Origin of the sequence: Rhodospira trueperi, from assembly GCF_900101965.1 — a bacterium.
Lineage (GTDB): Bacteria > Pseudomonadota > Alphaproteobacteria > Rhodospirillales > Rhodospirillaceae > Rhodospira > Rhodospira trueperi.
Window position 1 is genome coordinate 1 of sequence record NZ_FNAP01000021.1, and the last position, 17,350, is coordinate 17,350.

Annotated in this window: 12 protein-coding genes; 1 reads left to right on the forward strand and 11 read right to left on the reverse strand. The window is 56.2% G+C overall.

Translation table 11 applies throughout. From position 1 onward, the window contains the following. Positions 1 to 627: 627 nt before the first annotated feature. The 8 genes from BLS85_RS17215 to BLS85_RS17250 all read right to left on the reverse strand — a co-directional run bounded on the left by BLS85_RS17215 (position 628) and on the right by BLS85_RS17250 (position 12,744). Complete coding sequence (locus tag BLS85_RS17215; protein WP_092788000.1) at positions 628 to 2,307, reverse strand: AIPR family protein; 1,680 nt, start codon at positions 2,305 to 2,307, stop codon at positions 628 to 630. Positions 2,308 to 2,419: 112 nt separating this feature from the next. Further along, a complete protein-coding gene (locus BLS85_RS17220; protein ID WP_245699278.1) occupies positions 2,420 to 5,671 on the reverse strand; it encodes a type I restriction endonuclease subunit R in 3,252 nt (1,083 codons plus the stop codon). Between the two features lie 23 nt (positions 5,672 to 5,694). Then, the gene (locus BLS85_RS17225; RefSeq protein WP_092787981.1) at positions 5,695 to 6,453 is read right to left on the reverse strand and encodes an abortive infection family protein; all 759 of its coding nucleotides are present in this window, start codon (positions 6,451 to 6,453) and stop codon (positions 5,695 to 5,697) included. Further along, positions 6,450 to 7,814 carry a restriction endonuclease subunit S gene (locus tag BLS85_RS17230; protein ID WP_092787982.1) on the reverse strand — a complete coding sequence of 455 codons (1,365 nt, stop codon included), beginning with the start codon at positions 7,812 to 7,814 and terminating at the stop codon, positions 6,450 to 6,452. Before BLS85_RS17230 ends, BLS85_RS17225 begins: the two co-directional genes overlap by 4 nt. Continuing rightward, positions 7,807 to 9,387 (reverse strand): class I SAM-dependent DNA methyltransferase, encoded by a 1,581-nt coding sequence (locus BLS85_RS17235; protein ID WP_092787983.1) that lies wholly within the window; start codon positions 9,385 to 9,387, stop codon positions 7,807 to 7,809. Before BLS85_RS17235 ends, BLS85_RS17230 begins: the two co-directional genes overlap by 8 nt. Positions 9,388 to 9,476: 89 nt before the next feature. Continuing rightward, positions 9,477 to 10,616, reverse strand: coding sequence for a hypothetical protein (locus tag BLS85_RS17240; protein ID WP_092787984.1), 1,140 nt, complete (start codon positions 10,614 to 10,616; stop codon positions 9,477 to 9,479). Between the two features lie 101 nt (positions 10,617 to 10,717). Next, a complete protein-coding gene (locus tag BLS85_RS17245) occupies positions 10,718 to 12,394 on the reverse strand; it encodes a relaxase/mobilization nuclease domain-containing protein (protein WP_092787985.1) in 1,677 nt (558 codons plus the stop codon). After that, a complete protein-coding gene (locus BLS85_RS17250; RefSeq protein ID WP_092787986.1) occupies positions 12,391 to 12,744 on the reverse strand; it encodes a plasmid mobilization protein in 354 nt (117 codons plus the stop codon). The genes BLS85_RS17245 and BLS85_RS17250 overlap by 4 nt, the downstream gene beginning before the upstream one ends. Positions 12,745 to 13,441: 697 nt before the next feature. On the opposite strand from BLS85_RS17250, the gene BLS85_RS17255 reads away from it, so the two are divergent. After that, the gene (locus BLS85_RS17255) at positions 13,442 to 14,146 is read left to right on the forward strand and encodes a SprT-like domain-containing protein (protein WP_143027244.1); all 705 of its coding nucleotides are present in this window, start codon (positions 13,442 to 13,444) and stop codon (positions 14,144 to 14,146) included. Between the two features lie 8 nt (positions 14,147 to 14,154). On the opposite strand, the gene BLS85_RS17260 is transcribed toward BLS85_RS17255, so the two are convergent. The 3 genes from BLS85_RS17260 to BLS85_RS17270 form a co-directional block, all read right to left on the reverse strand. After that, the gene (locus tag BLS85_RS17260; RefSeq protein WP_092787987.1) at positions 14,155 to 14,403 is read right to left on the reverse strand and encodes a hypothetical protein; all 249 of its coding nucleotides are present in this window, start codon (positions 14,401 to 14,403) and stop codon (positions 14,155 to 14,157) included. Between the two features lie 840 nt (positions 14,404 to 15,243). Then, the gene (locus BLS85_RS17265) at positions 15,244 to 15,924 is read right to left on the reverse strand and encodes a class I SAM-dependent methyltransferase (RefSeq protein WP_092787988.1); all 681 of its coding nucleotides are present in this window, start codon (positions 15,922 to 15,924) and stop codon (positions 15,244 to 15,246) included. A 5-nt stretch (positions 15,925 to 15,929) separates the two neighbouring features. After that, complete coding sequence (locus BLS85_RS17270) at positions 15,930 to 17,282, reverse strand: PfkB family carbohydrate kinase (protein WP_092787989.1); 1,353 nt, start codon at positions 17,280 to 17,282, stop codon at positions 15,930 to 15,932. Positions 17,283 to 17,350 lie beyond the last annotated feature (68 nt).

Below are 17,350 nucleotides of genomic sequence, written 5' to 3' on the forward strand. Positions count from 1 at the left end.
CTCCCGGGCCGGAGGCGGGATCCCGGAAAAACCGGGGCCGAAGACCGAAATCGACCCGCCGGACCCGCCAAAAAAAGTCCGGTGACGGATCCGGGTCGCTGAACCGCCGCCGACGGCCCGTCTCCACGATCTCCAACCGCATCACCTTGTCCACAGTTTCTATCCATAGGGCATAGCCACAGTGGACAAGACTGCGCGTCCGTCGTCTCGCCCGAAATCAGCGGTTTTCACCGGAGGGGTACAGTGAGGCGAAGGCTTACGATCCAGTCCGCCCGGTCGCCTACGCTCTCGCCGCTGGAATTTCGCTTTCGTTTGGTAGCTATATGGTAGCTGGGCGGGGAATTGGGCGGGTTTGGGCGGATAAAGAAAGCCCGCTATCTCGTTGAGATAGCGGGCTTTTGTTTGGTTGCGGGGAAGCGATATGATCTTTGTTTGCTCTCGGTGACGGGACTGCGCTGGCCGAACAGTATCACCGCGCCGCCATCGTTCAGGTTTGAGGAGGTCCCGGCCACCATCTCGCCTACCCAACAATGTGCAAAGAAATAAATATTGAGAAGACAAAAATCGGCATCGCCAGAAATCAACCGGAATTGATTAAGCCTCCAACAGGAGGCGACAACAAATAAATTATGTCCTCAATAAATCAAAAAAATCCGCTTGTTTCGCAAATATCTCCGCCATAATCTTGTCCTTTGTTTTCGGACTCCGAAAAACTTGATAATGAGCTACCGATTTATTTTGTTTGCAGGCGTTAGCAACCTTTTGAATTGCATCTCGCACGAGGGATTTGGCAGAATCTCCGGTGGGAATATCGCTTTTATTATTACACTTTAAAATCAAACGACACGCATAGAGAACAAACCAGTGTCCATATACAAGATATCTATTATTGTCACCGCTCTCTGGTCTTGATCCGTTTTCTTCCACGAAAATATCACGGAAATTTTCTATAATACTGTACAGCTCAAATAATTTTACAAGTCGATCAACGTTAACACCTTCATGAAATATGGTTCTAAATCTATCATCAAAAATTGTATCTGATTCTGTTCTGGCTTTGTCGGGTTCTTCAAGATCAAAAGACAATATTATCTGGCCCATCTTAAGAGCATCTATTCTCTTCTTTGAAGGCTTATCTGCATGCATATTTCTCTTTCGTTCGAAAAAATATCCCCTAATTAAAAAAGACTCTTCTAGAGCTCTCAAGATAGGCTGATTTACACGCAGATCTCGGCTTTGAATCCTAGCTTGGCTGTTAGTGGCTACAGCGACTTTTTCAGTTATATCCTTACGGTCGGTCGCAAATATTTTAATCATTAGAACAACATTATGTAGATCCGAGTCGACAAGTCGGCTCGCTTCTATTAAGGAATGCGACGTCTGCGCTCCATTAACGATCTGGAAATCGTTTAAACGGATTGTGGGACTGGAATGACCCTTATTATATGAAAAATTTTTACAGGTAATTGTGATTCCGTTATTAAGATACCAGAACAGATGCCTAGTTTCATCCGCGCTTGCAGTGGATATTATTGACGTATTGTATCCTCCCTTTGCGCCTAAAAATACCCGTAGGTTCTCATCAAAAATATGCTTTTTCACACCTGAGCCGTCAGGGTTTTTTATCAAATCAATAAAGGAAGCAGCCTCCACGGACGCCACTACACCGCGAATATCTCCGTCTGTTCTTTCGAAAATTTCATTACTAATTACTCTAAGAATGCCGTTCTCTTTTTTTGGGGCAGAGAGAAATATGTCGTTTACAAGCTGCTTGCCTCCAAAATAATCAATAGTTACATTCGGATACCGCGTCTCAATACTACGGACTATTGAACTCGCTGATTCTGAGAATCCACTACCATTCGAACAGAAGACAATATTGTACCGACAAATTTTTCCTTCTTCATGAGCGCCCCAGATCCGGAGAACAGCCTCTCGGAGACCAAAATTTGCGCACTGTCTGAGTTCATCACTTTTTTCAAAAAGATCTTCTAAAAAAACTCGAACCTTGTGAAGATCTGAATCGTTTATCGTTTTCGAGCAACTTTTTAAGCTTTCCCTATATTTTGATTGAAAAATATATATTTCAGCACTGTCCGTTCCTTCAACTATGTGGATGGCATCAACACCTCTATCGTTAGAACCATCAGTAATAATTTCAGAAAAATCTCCTCCTAGATCTGGAAAAAACTCAGATAGGACAATTTGCAGAAATGAAATCGAAGCGGTCGCAATACTGGAGTCGCCGCGTTTCTGAAGAACGCGAGCGTTAACGAGATCCCATTCAACAGCATTAATTTCGGTCATAATCATACCTTCCCTCAATTAAATGTCCCGTAAAATGGGACAATGCAAAAGAAATTTCATGAAACATGAAAATAAGTAAACTCAATAATAATAAACTGTTATGGGTTCGCTCCTACAACGTCTGCGCCGACAACACCTCAGCCTGCTGCAACACCGTCTGCACGGCTGAATCCTGAAGGTCCGGCGGGTACCCGTACTTCCGCAGGATACGCTTGACCAGAACCCGCATCCTGGCCCGCGCGGTTTCCATGTGCATCCAGTCCACACTCAGGTTCTTGCGGATTTGCTCGACCAGTTCATGGGCAATGACGCGAAGCTGCGGTTCTCCTATGACGTCGCGCGCACTTTCGTTCTCTGCAAGAGCATCGTAAAACGCGATTTCTTCATCTGACAACCCGCTTTCCTCACCTCGGGTGCGGGCGGCACGAATGTCCTTGGCCAGCTTGATGAGTTCCTCCAGCACCTCGACCGTGCTTATGGCATTGGCGTGGTAGCGGGCGATGGCCTCCTCAAGCCGCTGCGAGAAGGCCTTGGCCTGCGTGACATTCCGCTGGCCCTGGGCGCGAACCTCGCCGTTGATAAGCTTCTTGAGGGCCTCCAGCGCCAGGTTCTTCTTTTCCATCGCCTTCACCTCGGCGAGGAAGTCGTCGGACAGGATCGACACGTCGGGGGTCGTGATGCCCGCTGCTTTCATGATGTCCACGATCTCGGTGGACACGACGGCCCGGCTGACCAGTTGCTGAATCGCGAGTTCCCGTTCAGCCTTACTCTTACCGGAAGCGGCGGTACTCTTGGCCAGAGCGGCGCGGATCGCCTGGAAGAAGCCGACCTCTTCACGGATCCCCTTTGCGGCCTCGCTGGCGGCGGCCAAAGCGTAGGCTTTCGAGAGAGCCAGGACGGCATCGGCAAAGCGGCGATGAGCACGCTTTTTAGCGTCTTCCTTGGTTTCCCGCGCCGCAGCGTCCTGCTGAAGCGCCAGCACCCACTCGATCGCTCCGGCCATGATGGACAGACGCTCAACCGGCGTTGCACCCTCGGCAAGGGCGGGTCGATAGTCGAACCCGCCTGGCACGTCAGGCGAGAACATGGACCGGACGATGTCGTACTTCTCCATCATTACGGCGACCGCTTCGGCCTCGTCGATGCCGGTCAAGTCCTGATCGGGGCGAGAATATTGGCCAAGGGCGTTCTTCAGGTTCTGGGCAATGCCGATATAGTCCACGACCAGTCCGGCGGGCTTGTCGCGGAACACACGGTTCACCCGCGCGATGGCCTGCATCAGGCCGTGTCCGCGCATGGGCTTGTCGATGTACATCGTGTGCATGGACGGCGCGTCGAAGCCGGTCAGCCACATATCACGCACGATGACCAGCCGCAGCGGGTCGTTCGGGTCCTTGGCCCGCTTTGCCATCATTTCACGGCGAGCCTTGGGGCGCTTACCGATGTGACGTTGCCAGTCCTCGGGGTTCGATGCGGCGCCGGTCATAACGACTTTGACCACGCCCGCCTTGTCGTCGTCGCTGTGCCAGTCGGGGCGGATCTTGACGATCTCGTCATAGAGCCGGACGCAGATCCGGCGGCTCATGCAGACGATCATGGCCTTGCCGTCGAGGGCCGCGACGCGATCCTCGAAGTGGGCCACCAAGTCCTGCGCCACCATCGCCAATCTTTTCTCGGCGCCAACGACGGCCTCGACGCTGGTCCATTTGCGCTTCAGGCGCTCCTGTTCAGGCTCAGCCTCATCGCCCGCAATGTCAGCAATCTCAGCGTCGATCTTCGGTTTTTCGTCCTCGTCCAGCTCGATCCGGGCCAAGCGGCTTTCGTAGTAGATGGGCACCGTGGCGCCGTCCTCGACCGCACGGCTGATATCGTAGACGTCGATGTACTCGCCAAAAACGGCGGTCGTGTTGACGTCTTCTTTTTCGATGGGCGTCCCGGTGAAGCCGATAAACGAGGCATTCGGCAGAGCATCGCGCAGGTATTTGGCGAAGCCGTAGGACACCTCGGCGGTCTTCCGGTCCACCTTGGCGCGGAAGCCGTACTGGCTGCGGTGGGCCTCGTCGGCGATGACGATAACGTTGCGGCGGTCGGTCAACAGCGGGTGGGTGCTCTGCCCCTCGTCGGGATTGAACTTCTGAAGCGTGGCGAAGATGACCCCGCCCGACGGTCGATCCAGCAATCGGCGCAATTCCTCACGGCTGTCTGCCTGCTGCGGCGTCTGCCGCAGCAGGTCCTTGCACATACTGAAGGTGCCGAAGAGCTGGTCGTCCAGATCGTTACGGTCGGTGATGATGACGAGCGTCGGATTGGCCATGTGCGGATGGCGGATCACCTGACCGGCGTAAAACGCCATGAGCAAGCTCTTGCCGGACCCCTGGGTATGCCAGATCACGCCGATCCGCTTGTCGCCCGGTTGGTAATGCCGCACGCCCGGCAGGCCGAAGGTCGCGGGCTCCTCGGCGAGACCTGATGGCATCACGGACGCGTCGGCTGAGGGTCCGCCATCCGGCGGCGTGACCGCCCGTACCGTGGAGGTCACGGCCTTCAGAACCGCATGGTACTGGTGATACCCGGCCATGATCTTGACGGTCTCAAGCTGCTTGTCCTTGGTCTCCACCTGCCCGAACACGGTGAAGTCCCGGATCAGGTCGAGCAGACGGCGCCGGTCAAACACCCCCTTGAACAGCGTTTCCAGTTCGGGCGCGCCCTTCGGCGCGATGGTCTCGCCGTCCACCGTTCGCCATGGCATGAACCGCTCGAAATTCGCGGTCAGGGACCCGACGCGCGCGTGCAGACCGTCGGAGATGACGAGCGCCGCGTTGGTGCGGAACAGAGAGGGAATGCCGGTCTTGTAGGTCTGGAGCTGGTTGAAGGCGCCCTCCAGTGTGGCATCCTCTGAACCCGGATTCTTCAGTTCAACGACGCCGACCGGAAGGCCGTTCAGGAACACCACGACGTCCGGGCGCCGGTTCACCCGATCCTCGATGACGGTCATCTGATTGACGACGACCCAGTCGTTCGCCTCGGGATCGTCGAAGTCCACAAGGCGGACGGCATCGCCGCTGATGGTGCCGTCCTCATCATAGTATTCGACAGGAATGCCATTAACCGCGAGGCCATGAAGCCTTCTATTTTCCTCCACCAAATCAGGTTTCTCTGATCTGGTGACCTGCACCAATGCATCATGAAGGGATTCATCAGGAATGTTTGGATTTAGGCGTTTAAGAGAGGCTTCAAGGCGTGGTTTTAAAATAACATCAGCGTAGGTTGCGCGCTCCGACGACTTTCCGTCCGGCCCAATCTTATCATCACCTAACGACAAATATCCTAAAGAACGAAATAACTCAACAACACAGCCTTCCAATTCCTTTTCTAATATAAATGCCACTATACCAACTCCTCATCGTCCAAGTCGCCTGTGTCCTCGACAACCTCTTCCTTTTCCGCATCGCGGCAGGCATTGAGCGCGGCCTTATAGGCATCGCGATCAATCGAAAAAAGAATTTCCGCAGGCGTGATCGCAAGCGGGATGTCGTCTCCGTTTGGCAGCCTGATATCGATCTGCAATCCGTATTCATTGGTCTCCGTTGAGCCAACAAAGCATAAGCGGTTAATTAAATCGCTCGACTCCGCAAATCGCTCATAGGGTTCCATCGTCCGAACCGGATCCGGTTCGCGCTCGAGGTATGCCTCATGAAGAAATGTCACGATGGCATCCGCAGCAAGGACTGCGGCGCGTCTTTGATGAAGTGACAGTTTCTGAATGAACCCATCCTTGCCATGCGAAACGGTTCCCGATTTATTTCTAAGGACCCGCAGGGAATCGCCAAGTTTATTATAACTTCTGATTAGGTCACTGAACGCCCTATCTCGGATATCTCCAAGGTCCAATAGTCTTGTGGCCACTCCCAGCAATACGGCGAGCTTCACATCCGTGCCGTCCGGCTTTAACGGCGCGGATGGATCATCAAGCTCCTCAATCAAAACGCGACAGCAGCATTCCACCATCGCCTTCGCCGCGTCGACGCAGGCGTCGTTCTCAGCAAAGAACTCCGCTTCCAGCGTCGCAAAGGTCTGCCGCAGCATGGGGGCATGGTCCCAATGGGAACAAAACGCCTTGATGCCCGGATACCATGCCTCCGTCATGACGCCCGACCTTCTTCGGCGACTTGGCCTGCCAAGCGGATTTCGCCGGACATGAGTTTGGGCAAGAGCAGGTCCCTGGTTTGGGCGAGAGACCGGGATTCGTTCACATTGGCCTTTATCCTTTTCAGAAGCGGAGCAGCAACGCTCTCGAATGCCGCATAAACGCTTTCCGGCGTCATGGGAAGGTTGACCACATCAAACGTTTCGCGCGTAATAGTCGAAAAAACGGAACCGTGTGCCAGAGATTGCAACGTGGTCACAAGGTGTTGAGCAGCGAAGAACACGAAGCCATCACCAACCAGCGCGTTCGATTGAAGACCATAACACGACTGATTAAAAGTCATGGGCACACCAGCCATCGCAAGGTTACCAACAGTTCCACGGGCGGTGATAATTGTCACACCTTCTCTTACGAGGCGCGCAGAACTTTCTTCCAGACCGCGATGGGTAATTTTCTTTTCTGTATCGACGCAGAACACGCTTCCTTGCGGCGGGGTATCAGTCACTGAAAACCATGGAATGGTCCCGCACCAATATTCTCCGATCGATGTTTTAGGCGTTCCTCCGCCAATGATGGTGACGAATTGAGAAAATGGTTGCGCTCCCCACCCCTCCGGTTTGCCGTCGGCGTCGAGGCGGTCGGGGAAGAGGTCCCAGAGATCGGGAGCGAGGTAGGGCTCGCGTGCGACGTTTTCTTTTTGCGGGGCTTCGCCCCCGGTTCCTTGGTTTATCGGGGCTTCGCCCCGCAGGGCCATCTTGGCGCGGGTGGGGCCGAAATCGACGAACCAGTCCTTGAACAGCGCCCGCGCCATGGCCTCCAGCGTCTCATTCATCCGCCGGTTCAGGTCTATCTTATCGTCGAGAGCTGCCAAAAGGTTAGATGCCGGTACGCGGATACTATCGGGAGGCATCGGTATTGGGAGACGGGCTAGATCTCGGAGGTTAAAAGTTGCTTGAACGGTTGTATTAGCATGAATCTGGATGAACTCCTGAGAGGGGGTGCTGCGGAGAACAAAAATTAGCCAGCGCTTATCAACATCTTGACGAATAGGAATGATGCCGACGGCCCTTGCAACGTTCCAGCCACACAATTCCTCTGGCACGATTGCGCTTAGCCCCATAGTGCCAACTAGAGTCAAGAGAATCTCCCCACCTTCTAGGCGGGAACGCTTGTATTTGCTCTCAATATGAGGATCTACCCTTAAAACATCACCCGTGTCGACACCGCCATCCTTGAAGTTATTTACGCGTAGTATCGGGACACCGTCTTCAAAGTGCCCTCCTGGCTGGACTATGCCGTAGCAAATAGACCGCTCAGGTTCTACAAAAGATTCCAGAGGGTACTCTGGCCACTTACCCATTTGAACCTACCCCCTCCAGCTTCGCCTGAATCGCAGCCGACAGCGCCTCCGCCTCGGCGAACTGCTCGGTCAGTTGCTCCTTCAGGGCCGCGAAACGCACCGTGAACGGTTCATCGTCCTCCTCCAGCGCGGCGGCACCGACGTAACGACCGGGGGTCAGGACGTGGCCGTGGCTGCGGATCTCCTCCAGGCTGGCGGATTTGCAGAAGCCGGGCACGTCGGCGTATTCGCTGGCGCCTTTCTCCCCCCGCCACGCGTGATAGGTCCGGGTGATGGTGGCGGTGTCCGCGTCGGAGAACTCGCGCCGGGTGCGGTCCACCAGATGGCCCAGCTTGCGGGCGTCGATGAACAGCACCTCGCCGCGCCGGTCCCGGAAGCCGGAGTTGCTCTTGTCCTTGGCCAGGAACCACAGGCAGGCCGGGATCTGGGTGGAATAGAAAAGCTGCCCCGGCAGGGCGATCATGCAGTCGATGGCGTCGGCCTCGACCATGGCCTTGCGGATGTCGCCTTCGCCGCTCTGCTGCGAGGACATGGAGCCATTGGCCAGCACCACGCCCGCCGTGCCGCGCGGGGCTAGGTGCCAAAAAATGTGCTGGAGCCAAGCATAGTTGGCGTTGCCGACCGGCGGCGCGCCGAATTGCCAGCGCGCGTCCTCGCGCAAGCGGTCGCCGCCCCAGTCCGAGGTGTTGAACGGCGGGTTGGCGAGGATGGTGTCGAAGCGCAGGTCCCGCAGCTCGTCCTTGTGAAAGCTGCCCTCGTTGTTCCAGCGAATGTCGGCATCGATGCCGCGCACCGCGAGGTTCATCTTGGCCAACCGCCACGTGGTGTAGTTGCTCTCTTGCCCATAGACGGCGATGTCGCCGATGCGTCCGCCGTGTTCCTTCACGAACCGGTCGGACTGGACGAACATGCCGCCGGAGCCGCAACAGGGGTCGTAGACGCGGCCCTTGTAAGGCTCCAGCATCTCAACCAGCACGCGGACGACAGAACGCGGGGTGTAGAACTCGCCGCCCCGCTTGCCCTCGGCCCCGGCGAACCCGGACAGGAAATACTCGTAGACCCGGCCCAGCACGTCGCGGGCCTGATCCTGGCGTTCGTGCATGGCGATGCCGGAGATCAGGTCGATCAGTTCGCCAACCATGATCTTGTCGAGCGCCGGGCGGGCGTACTCCTTGGGCAGAACGCCTTTCAGGGAAGCGTTGCTGGCCTCGATCGCCGCCATGGCATCGTCGATCAGCTTGCCGATGGTTGGCTGTTTGGCGCTGGCCTGAAGGTGTGACCAGCGGGCCTCCTTCGGCACCCAAAAGATATTGTCGGCGCGGTACTCGTCGGGGTCCTCGGCGGTCTGCTCGTCCCATTCGGTCAGGAGGGCGGCCCGCTTGGCCTCGAACGCATCGGAAATGTATTTGAGGAAGATGAGCCCCAGCACGACATGCTTGTAATCCGACGGCTCCAGATTTTTGCGCAGCTTGTCGGCGGCCAGAAACAGATCGGCCTCGAAGCCGATGTTTGCGCCGTTGTTGGACGCCTTTTTGGAAGCAGCTCCGTTCGTATTTTTCTTGGGTCGGGCCATGTAAAAAAACGCTTTCAAAGGTGAGGACATGGAATCCAGATCAAAATAGAGCCGGAAACTTGCCCTTAATAGTTGCACATGACGCCATTTCAGGCAATCGTTTGATACAGATGGGGCTGGAGCCGATGGCGAAGCTCCGCAAGCGCATCCTGTGCCCTGTCCAAGCCATCATGCAACGCCGATGCGTCAGGACCGGTCACGACGGCGTCGATGCTTGGGAAGGCTGGCACCAGGGCAGACAGTTTTCTCAGGTCGTCGAACGCGGCAGCATTGGCCGTTTTCACCTCTGCGGCCAGCGGGAGGACATTGCTGGCCACGGTGCGCACCTGATTGGCAAGGCGCAGCGTGGCTGGCGGATGTGACTCGTCCCTGACCATGAAGGGATAGGCCCGCCCCCACTCGGCGAGAATCATGGTCACGGCGTATGCCGCGAACAGGGTCAGATGGAGCCGCTGGGCCAAGGGCATGGCCAGAAGGCCGGTGATGTTCTCGGCTCCAGCAAGTTGGACTTTGCACGCCAGCATGAGGGCACTCTGGTCGGCGTCGTACTCCACCAGATGGGCTTCCGGAAAAACCGGTTGAGGAAGATCCGGATCCGCACCATCGAACAGACAGGTCAGACCATAGGTCCGGCTCCCCCATTCAAGGTGCCCGTTCAGGCAATGGGCCAGTTCGTGAAACCACACGACCCGCAGCATCAGCACGGCGAGGAGCAGTGCCGTCGTTTGGCGCTGCGGGTCCTGGGCCAGATAGGTCCGGCCTTGCTCAATGAAGGCTTCTGTGTCCAGGCGCTTGCCTATATCGCGCATCCAGAAACCGGGAGACTTCTTGTCCAGCGGTGCCGGAGAAATCTCTGCGGTCGGATCGCCAACGTCCGGAAACATGGATGCCTGGGCCAAGCAGAAGTTGGCCGTCTCGTAACAGGCGGCGGCCAGTCCCGCATACACCCCGCATACATGCAGAGGTCCCTCTCGTGAGGCTAAGGCGCCGATCTTGGTGGTTTCGATATATCCAGGATAGACGCGAAAGGCTTGACCATCGGCGCGCCGGGCGTCGCTCGTCAGACGTATATGGGCGCGCACGCTCTCCAGGCTCAGGCGCATGATATCGGCGGCAACGGCCTTATCGCCGGACGGCTGATCGGGGGCAGCCGGCCTGTCGGCAACCCGCTTCGCGACGATCTCAAAGAGGCGACGATCCTCGTTCGTACCGCATGCGTTGGTCGACACGCTCGGCGACTCCCCCTCAGGTCGCGGAAGAATGGAGGGCATAGGTGGGAAGCATGCCGTCACGGCCATATTCCTGTCACGGGCAAAGAGTGCTTGCCACGCTACCGTCCACGGCCCCGGTCGCCATTTCGGCCATCGGTTCGGCCGTCCGAACGACGGCGGGACGTTTTCTCGGCGTCGTAGCTGGATTTGCGCTCGCGGGTCGGACCCTCCTCCCCTCGGGACTTAGTGTCCGGATCGCGTGCGGCGTTCTCGAAATCATAGGAGGGATTGATGGGCTCGCTCGGATCCCGGTCCGTCCGCACGGGCTCCGCCGGGACGGATCCGGGCGAAGCGATCTCGACAGGATGCACGAAGCGGTTTTTCGCCTTCTGGACCATGGCCGGACGGCCCGACGGACGCAGATCGTAGGTTAGCGTCGGTGATCGGGGCTCGTGACGGCGTGGGAGGTCGCTGCGCTCGCGGGTCAGGCTGGCGGTCAGCGACTGCCGCTCGCGGGCGTCGAGCTTCTCGAGATTGCGGAGTCTGCGCGCCATCTCCAGCCCCTGCATGTCATGGCGCTGGCGAAGCGCGGCGCTTTCGTCGGTCTGGCGGTCCTTGATCCGGGCCGTTTCGGCGCAGTGTGCCTCGTAACGCCGGCGATCCTGATAGCGATGGACCGACCTCTGCACGAGAGCGACGCCACTGACCCGACCGAGAAACGCCGCCAGTCCGTGCGGGGCATGGGCGGCGCGGTGGGCGCGAACGCGGCGGACCTCGTCAAGATAGACCTGCCGGTGCTGCCGACGCTCACCGACCTGCCGATCCTGCAGCGCCTTGCGTTCCGTGTCCTGGCGCTCCCGCAATGCGGTCTGCTCACTCTGAAGTGAACGGCGGCGCTCGGCCTGGGCTGCCTTGAGTTGCTCAACCTTTTCGGTCTGCTTTTCCTTTTGCTCGAACGCGCGGCGGACGGAGCGGTGATCGGCGGCCATTTTCCGGGCGTCGTCCACGCTCGGCAACTGGTTCACCGGGTAATCCCGTTCGAGGAAGGCGCGGATATCGTTCGTGCGCACCTGCTTGTCGCCGATCAATTTCGGGAGCGCGTTCATGTGGCCGTCGAGATCCACCAGCACATAGGGCCGCTTGCCCGTGGCGAGGATATAACCCAGATCGGAAAGCGCGTTCACGAAGGCCTGCGGCGTGTCTGACCTCCGCCAGGCATCGGTAACCGCGGCCGTTCGCTCTTCCCGGGACAGCCCCGACGCCTTGTGCTGATGCTGATCGTATTGCGTCTGCTGCCGGGAGGCCCTTTCCTTCTCGGCCCCAGCCTGACGGTCATAGCCCTTCGGCAGCCGCAGGTCATGGTCACGGGCGAACTCCCGGGTGACCATCATGAGCTTGTCGCGGTCGAAAGAAAGCTGGACGGCCTTGCGCTTTTCGGCGTCGATGCGGGACCAGACGACATGGCAGTGCTCCCGCTCCCCCTTGATGTGGAAGACGACGGCGCGGGGCTGATTGTCGAGGCCGAGGCGCCGCTCAGCACGCTCGATATAGTCCATGTACTGCTCCCGGGTCAGGCGGCCCTGCCGCTGATCGGGGTTGATGGACATGCTGTAGAGATAATTGCGGCAATGGGTCAGGGTGTCGGCCTGTACCTCCCATTCGGCAAACGCACCATGGAGATCGCGGGCGATGGAACCACGCAGGTCCGCGAGTTCGACATACTCGTTATCGAATGTGTTCTGGAGGTGCGTGGCGAGGTTCTGGCCATTGCCGCGCTGGGTGGCGAACGGGATCATGTCGTTCTCCCCAGCGCCTTGAACAGGGCCGTGCGGATTTCATCGAGCTGGGCGGTGGCGTTCTCGACGGCTGCGCGCACGTCCTGGCCGGTTCCGGCGGCCAGGCGTTCGACCCGCCCGAGTTGGTCGGCAATGCGAGCCGTGCCGGCGAGCAACGCGCCGATGTCGGCCTTGTCGATGGCCGGACGGCGTGTGCGGGGAATCGACCCGGCGAAGATGGCGCGCTTGATGTAGGCACTGGCGGACAGACCGGAGGCGGCCACACGCGCATGGAACTCTTCGCGCATGTCGTCTGACAGGCGAAAGGTGATCGGCGCGGGACGCCTATGCGGTGCGGGTCTGTCCGTCATGCCTCCATGCTACCGGCGCCGCCACGCCGAAATTCCTCGCCGCCGCCCCATGCGCATCGGCCCGCGCGGGGTCCGGGGCCGCGTCCGCCCCGGTCGATGGGGGACCGGGGGAGAGTCGAAGTCTCCCCCGGGCGTGGTCCAGGGCGCGCAAGCCCTGGTCGTGGGGTTCAGGGGGGCGCGAAAGCCCCCTTGGCCGATGGGTCCAGGGAGAGCGGCATCTCCCTGGCCGTGATGCACCGGCGGACCGGTGCCTTGGCCGGGCGGGGTTCGATGCCCCGATCCGGCCAATTCCAATCCCTTGCCGAGACCGTGCCCAATGCGCGGACGAGGCTTAGGGATTGCCGAGGGGGGTCCGCGGGGGACGGGACGTCCCCCCGGCAAGGTGCGCGTGGTATTACCACGCACACCTTGTGTTCTGTCCTATCCCCCTTTTTCCCTAACTCTTTTATTTTACAACGCCTTATCAACCGCCTCCAAATTTCCACGGACCCATGCGGATGTCGCCGGATCACGCCGGGGCGGCACGATGCCGAGGCGGTGCCTCGCGGTTTGACGGGGCTTCGGAACCAACCAGAGTGTGGCGGAGCGGCCCGGATCGGTCGATGGGCTCTCACAGCCAGCAAAACCTGCGAGGAATTCCAGCGCGAAGGGCGTGGGACAGTCACCGTTCGACGGTATTCGGACGGGAGTTCCTGGAATGGACACGACAAACCGACACGCGGATTCGCCGCAGGAAACAGGGAAATGGGCAAGTTCTGCCCCGACGCCAGAGACCTATGCGGCGTTGCAAACAGCTTACGACCACCTGAACCGACGCCTGTTCGGTGGAAGTCTTCCGAACGGGCTTGTCACGCTTCAACGGCGTTCCGGCTGTCCAGGATTGTACAGACCCGCCCCCTTTGAACGGATCGACGGGACACTGGCCGACGAGATCGCGTTGAACCCGGCTTTGTTCGCCGGGGGCACGCTCGAGGAGCCGCTGAGCCAGCTTGCCCACGACATGACCCATCTCTGGCAACGGGTGTACGGGACACCGGGACGCGCCAGATATCACAACAGGGAATGGGCGGCGAAGATGAAGGCCATCGGCCTGCACCCGAGCACAACGGGTGCGCCTGGTGGGAAGGAAACCGGAGAGCGGATGGCGCAGTGGGTGATGGCGGGCGGTCCCTTCGCGCGCGCCCTGGCGGACCTGATCGACACGGGCTTCGTCATCCCGTGGAGCGCGCGCGTGGCCACGGGCGCGACGACCGTAGGGTCCGGCCGAAGCGGCCGCTGGTTCAAATATGTCTGTCCGTTTTGCGGTCTGATTGCCCGCGCCCGGTATGGCGCCCGGTTGATCTGTGCCGATGACATGGTTGCTCTGGAGCCGGCGGACGATCCGACCGGCCCCAGAGTGTGATCGGGGGCTCAGGCCCCCGCTGCGTCCCCCTCCTTCTCACGGAAGAGCGAGATACCTCCGCTGAGGATCTGGGTCCCGTGGATGCGGAGGAAGATCGCGCCACTGTCTGTCTGCCATGCGACGCCGATCCGTTCCCAGGTCGCACCTTTGCCGTAACCGATCCGCTGCTTGGCGATGAAGTCGGGCGGGTTCGAGTTGCGGCGGGCATTGCCGCCAGATGTCTGAGTGTCGGGGTTCGTGGTGGTGTTGGTGGTCATGGCAGGTCTCCTTTTGTGTTGGATTTTGGCCGGACCCTTCCAGCCTTGCCCCCCGGTCAGCCGCCCGGACCGGGACCGGGTCATGGCCAACACGGGAGCCCGGACCCGAAGCGCAGCGAAGGCGGGCGGGCGAAGGGAGCGGGCAGGCCATTGACCCGCCGCCGAAGGCCGTCCCGGCCGGTGGCTATCGGCAGTGGGCAAAGGATGGTTGGAATGGTCATCGGCCCCGAATGCGAAACACAGAGAGACCGGTGGCGTGTCCACGCCAAAACGCGGACCAGATCCGACGAAAATCCAGACGATGCGCGACACCGAACCGGCTCGGACAGGCCCTCACATTCTCCAGCGGCGCGACGGCATTGGCGTGTCCACTCGCCTCGGGATCAGTATCCGGCCGCCATGGCGCAAGTACAGTTATCGACGGTGTTTTCGAGGGCGAGCGGATGCGGGGCAGCGCATATTTTTTAGATGCGGAGCAAAAAAACTGACGACGAGTTGCCGTCTGCAACTGCACCGCCGAACGCAGAATTAAATTACACACAAGTTATGCGTAAAACTTCACAAGCGATGCGCATAATTTTTAAATAACTTAAACTTCTATTTTCTGTTTCTCTTGAGTTGAAGAAAATTCAATTACAATCTGAACCATTACCGGCTAAAGCCGGTAGGTTTATTCAAGAGACCGACTGAAAGTCGGTCTTGTTTAAAGGAGCGCGCTCCGCGCGCAACTTTGTTTTTATTTCTACCGCACAAAGTGCGGTGGGTTTAGACCGGGACCAGCCTACGGCTGGTCATGGACAATAAATGTATTGGTTATTGCCCCCAGCAACCGCATTCAAATCAAGAACGAATGAATACTGATTTAATATTCCCAAATTCAGAAGCGTACAGATATTCGCATTTGTAACCAATTGATTCAAGTATATCCTTCAATTCATCTATAGAATACAGACAGACTGGCCCATGAACCCCGTGTTTTTTCTGCATTATTTCGGAAAGAGGGGCGTACCTTTCCTGCACTGGCACATTAACCCCCTCATATTTATTTCCAAGTTCGCTATTTATACCAGAGACAGACAGAAATATTTTTGCGTCCGGCAATAATATTTTGTAAATCTTTTTGAAAAAAAATACAAAATCCTTTGGATGCAAATAATGCATCGTTCTTTGACTAAAAAAGCAAGATACACGATCTCCAATTTCATCAATACTTATGTCTTCAATTTTTTTATTCAGAAACTTTAATTTAATTTCTGGAAATAAGTTTTTTACTCGATCAATATATTGGCTAAAATCGGAAACGTCAATTGCGACTACTTCTTGGTCAAGCAGCGCAAATCTCGTAGATTGGATGGGAAATCCGCACCCGACATCTAAAAATATTCCTTCCCTGCGTTTTTGTGCTGCAAAAGAAACTGCGGCCCTGTCCAAATCATCAAAGCGTTGAGATGAGATATCAATCCCGTATCCCTTGCTAAGAAACCGAGTTTTGTCACCATAAACGTTTATGTTTTTTTTCATCGGGTTCACCCCACCAAAAAAGTTAGAATTGCTGATACTATCATGGCAACTAAACCGACAAATCCGAAAATTTCTGTAGCAGGTATATTGTATCCAAATATTTTTACAAATCGAGATCCGACTAATTCAACTATTTTTTCGGTTTGAACCTCTTTATATTCTTCATAATTTTTGTAGGGAACTACCTTTAGTTCGTCTGGAGCTGTTCGAGCTCCCGCAGTTGCCCCCTCCTTTTCAAGGACCAGAGAAACAAACCTTGCCACTGATCGATCGCATTTGTCCCAGTCAATCTCTCGACACCTCCAATAGTAATAACACACGGCAGCCACAAGAGCGTCTCCCGCACCAGATCTGGACCTAATCCTAGCTACTTTTGGTGCTTCATAATCTCGCCTACACCCAGATAATGAAAAAACAGAGTAACCATTTTCAGAGTCTGTAATTATTACATGCTCAGCCCCAACCCTACAACACAGCTCGCGTACATCATGTTTTTCTAATATAAAACATATATCAACTCCAACACTCATCCACTCCTTTTTATTTCCAGCAACAATAAAAAACGGAAATGGGCTAGATTCATTTTTCTCAACCTCTAAAATTCGCGAAATTTTTAATTCGGACACCCCGGCAACAACTAGCTTCTTTCCATGTTCATGCGCCCAGCGGGCAAAATTATTCAAGCTAGCAGAGGATATATTACAGTCACAAACAATAAGGCGTGACTTTGTTAATACATCACTATACGATTCAGGCGAAAAACAAAACCTTTCTACAGCCGTTGAAGTAACCGCCGTAATAAGAATGCCGTCTTCTCTTTGAGCTACAAATCCACTTTCGCCGATAGAGGGAACAATCAATAAATGATTCGTATTAATATTGTAGCTTTCAAGGCGACTTATAATTATTGGCGTTATCAGAGAGCTCTCTTTTAAATATGATATGAAACACACGGGCACTGAGTTTTGCGCCATATTCTCAGCAATATTGTATGCGGTTCCACCCACAGAATAAACAATTGTTCCCGCTTTATCTATGGCGTCACAAACTCGAGAATCATAATCTCCAACAATATCTAAATGGGCTGCCCCAATCACGCATACAATATCTTCCTGCATTTGCTGCCCACATAATTTCAAGTTATGATCCGTGGGGTTGAAAATATATCTACAAATCAACCCATGAAGCTTTCTATGTGATGGCGGAGAAGTGTACCATTTGATGCGAATCACACAATATGAAAACTGAAACACGAAGTCCAGTGAAACGTCGGCAGCGTGGTTCCGAACGCTCACAAAGTGACCGGCAAACAGCAGGACTGAAGTCAGAGGCTTATTCTCGATCAGATTGACCGGCATGCGATCGACATCCGGGACCCAAGTCGTGCCTCTCGTATTCAACAGCGGCGCGACGGCATTGGCGTGTC

Coding starts and splice junctions, on each gene's coding strand:
- BLS85_RS17215 (WP_092788000.1), bottom strand. CDS start 2,307: ATGACCGAAATTAATGCTGTTGAATGGGATCTCGTTAACGCTCGCGTT.
- BLS85_RS17225 (WP_092787981.1), bottom strand. CDS start 6,453: ATGACGGAGGCATGGTATCCGGGCATCAAGGCGTTTTGTTCCCATTGG.
- BLS85_RS17230 (WP_092787982.1), bottom strand. CDS start 7,814: ATGGGTAAGTGGCCAGAGTACCCTCTGGAATCTTTTGTAGAACCTGAG.
- BLS85_RS17235 (WP_092787983.1), bottom strand. CDS start 9,387: ATGGCCCGACCCAAGAAAAATACGAACGGAGCTGCTTCCAAAAAGGCG.
- BLS85_RS17245 (WP_092787985.1), bottom strand. CDS start 12,394: ATGATCCCGTTCGCCACCCAGCGCGGCAATGGCCAGAACCTCGCCACG.
- BLS85_RS17250 (WP_092787986.1), bottom strand. CDS start 12,744: ATGACGGACAGACCCGCACCGCATAGGCGTCCCGCGCCGATCACCTTT.
- BLS85_RS17255 (WP_143027244.1), top strand. CDS start 13,442: ATGGACACGACAAACCGACACGCGGATTCGCCGCAGGAAACAGGGAAA.
- BLS85_RS17260 (WP_092787987.1), bottom strand. CDS start 14,403: ATGACCACCAACACCACCACGAACCCCGACACTCAGACATCTGGCGGC.
- BLS85_RS17265 (WP_092787988.1), bottom strand. CDS start 15,924: ATGAAAAAAAACATAAACGTTTATGGTGACAAAACTCGGTTTCTTAGC.
- BLS85_RS17270 (WP_092787989.1), bottom strand. CDS start 17,282: ATGCCGGTCAATCTGATCGAGAATAAGCCTCTGACTTCAGTCCTGCTG.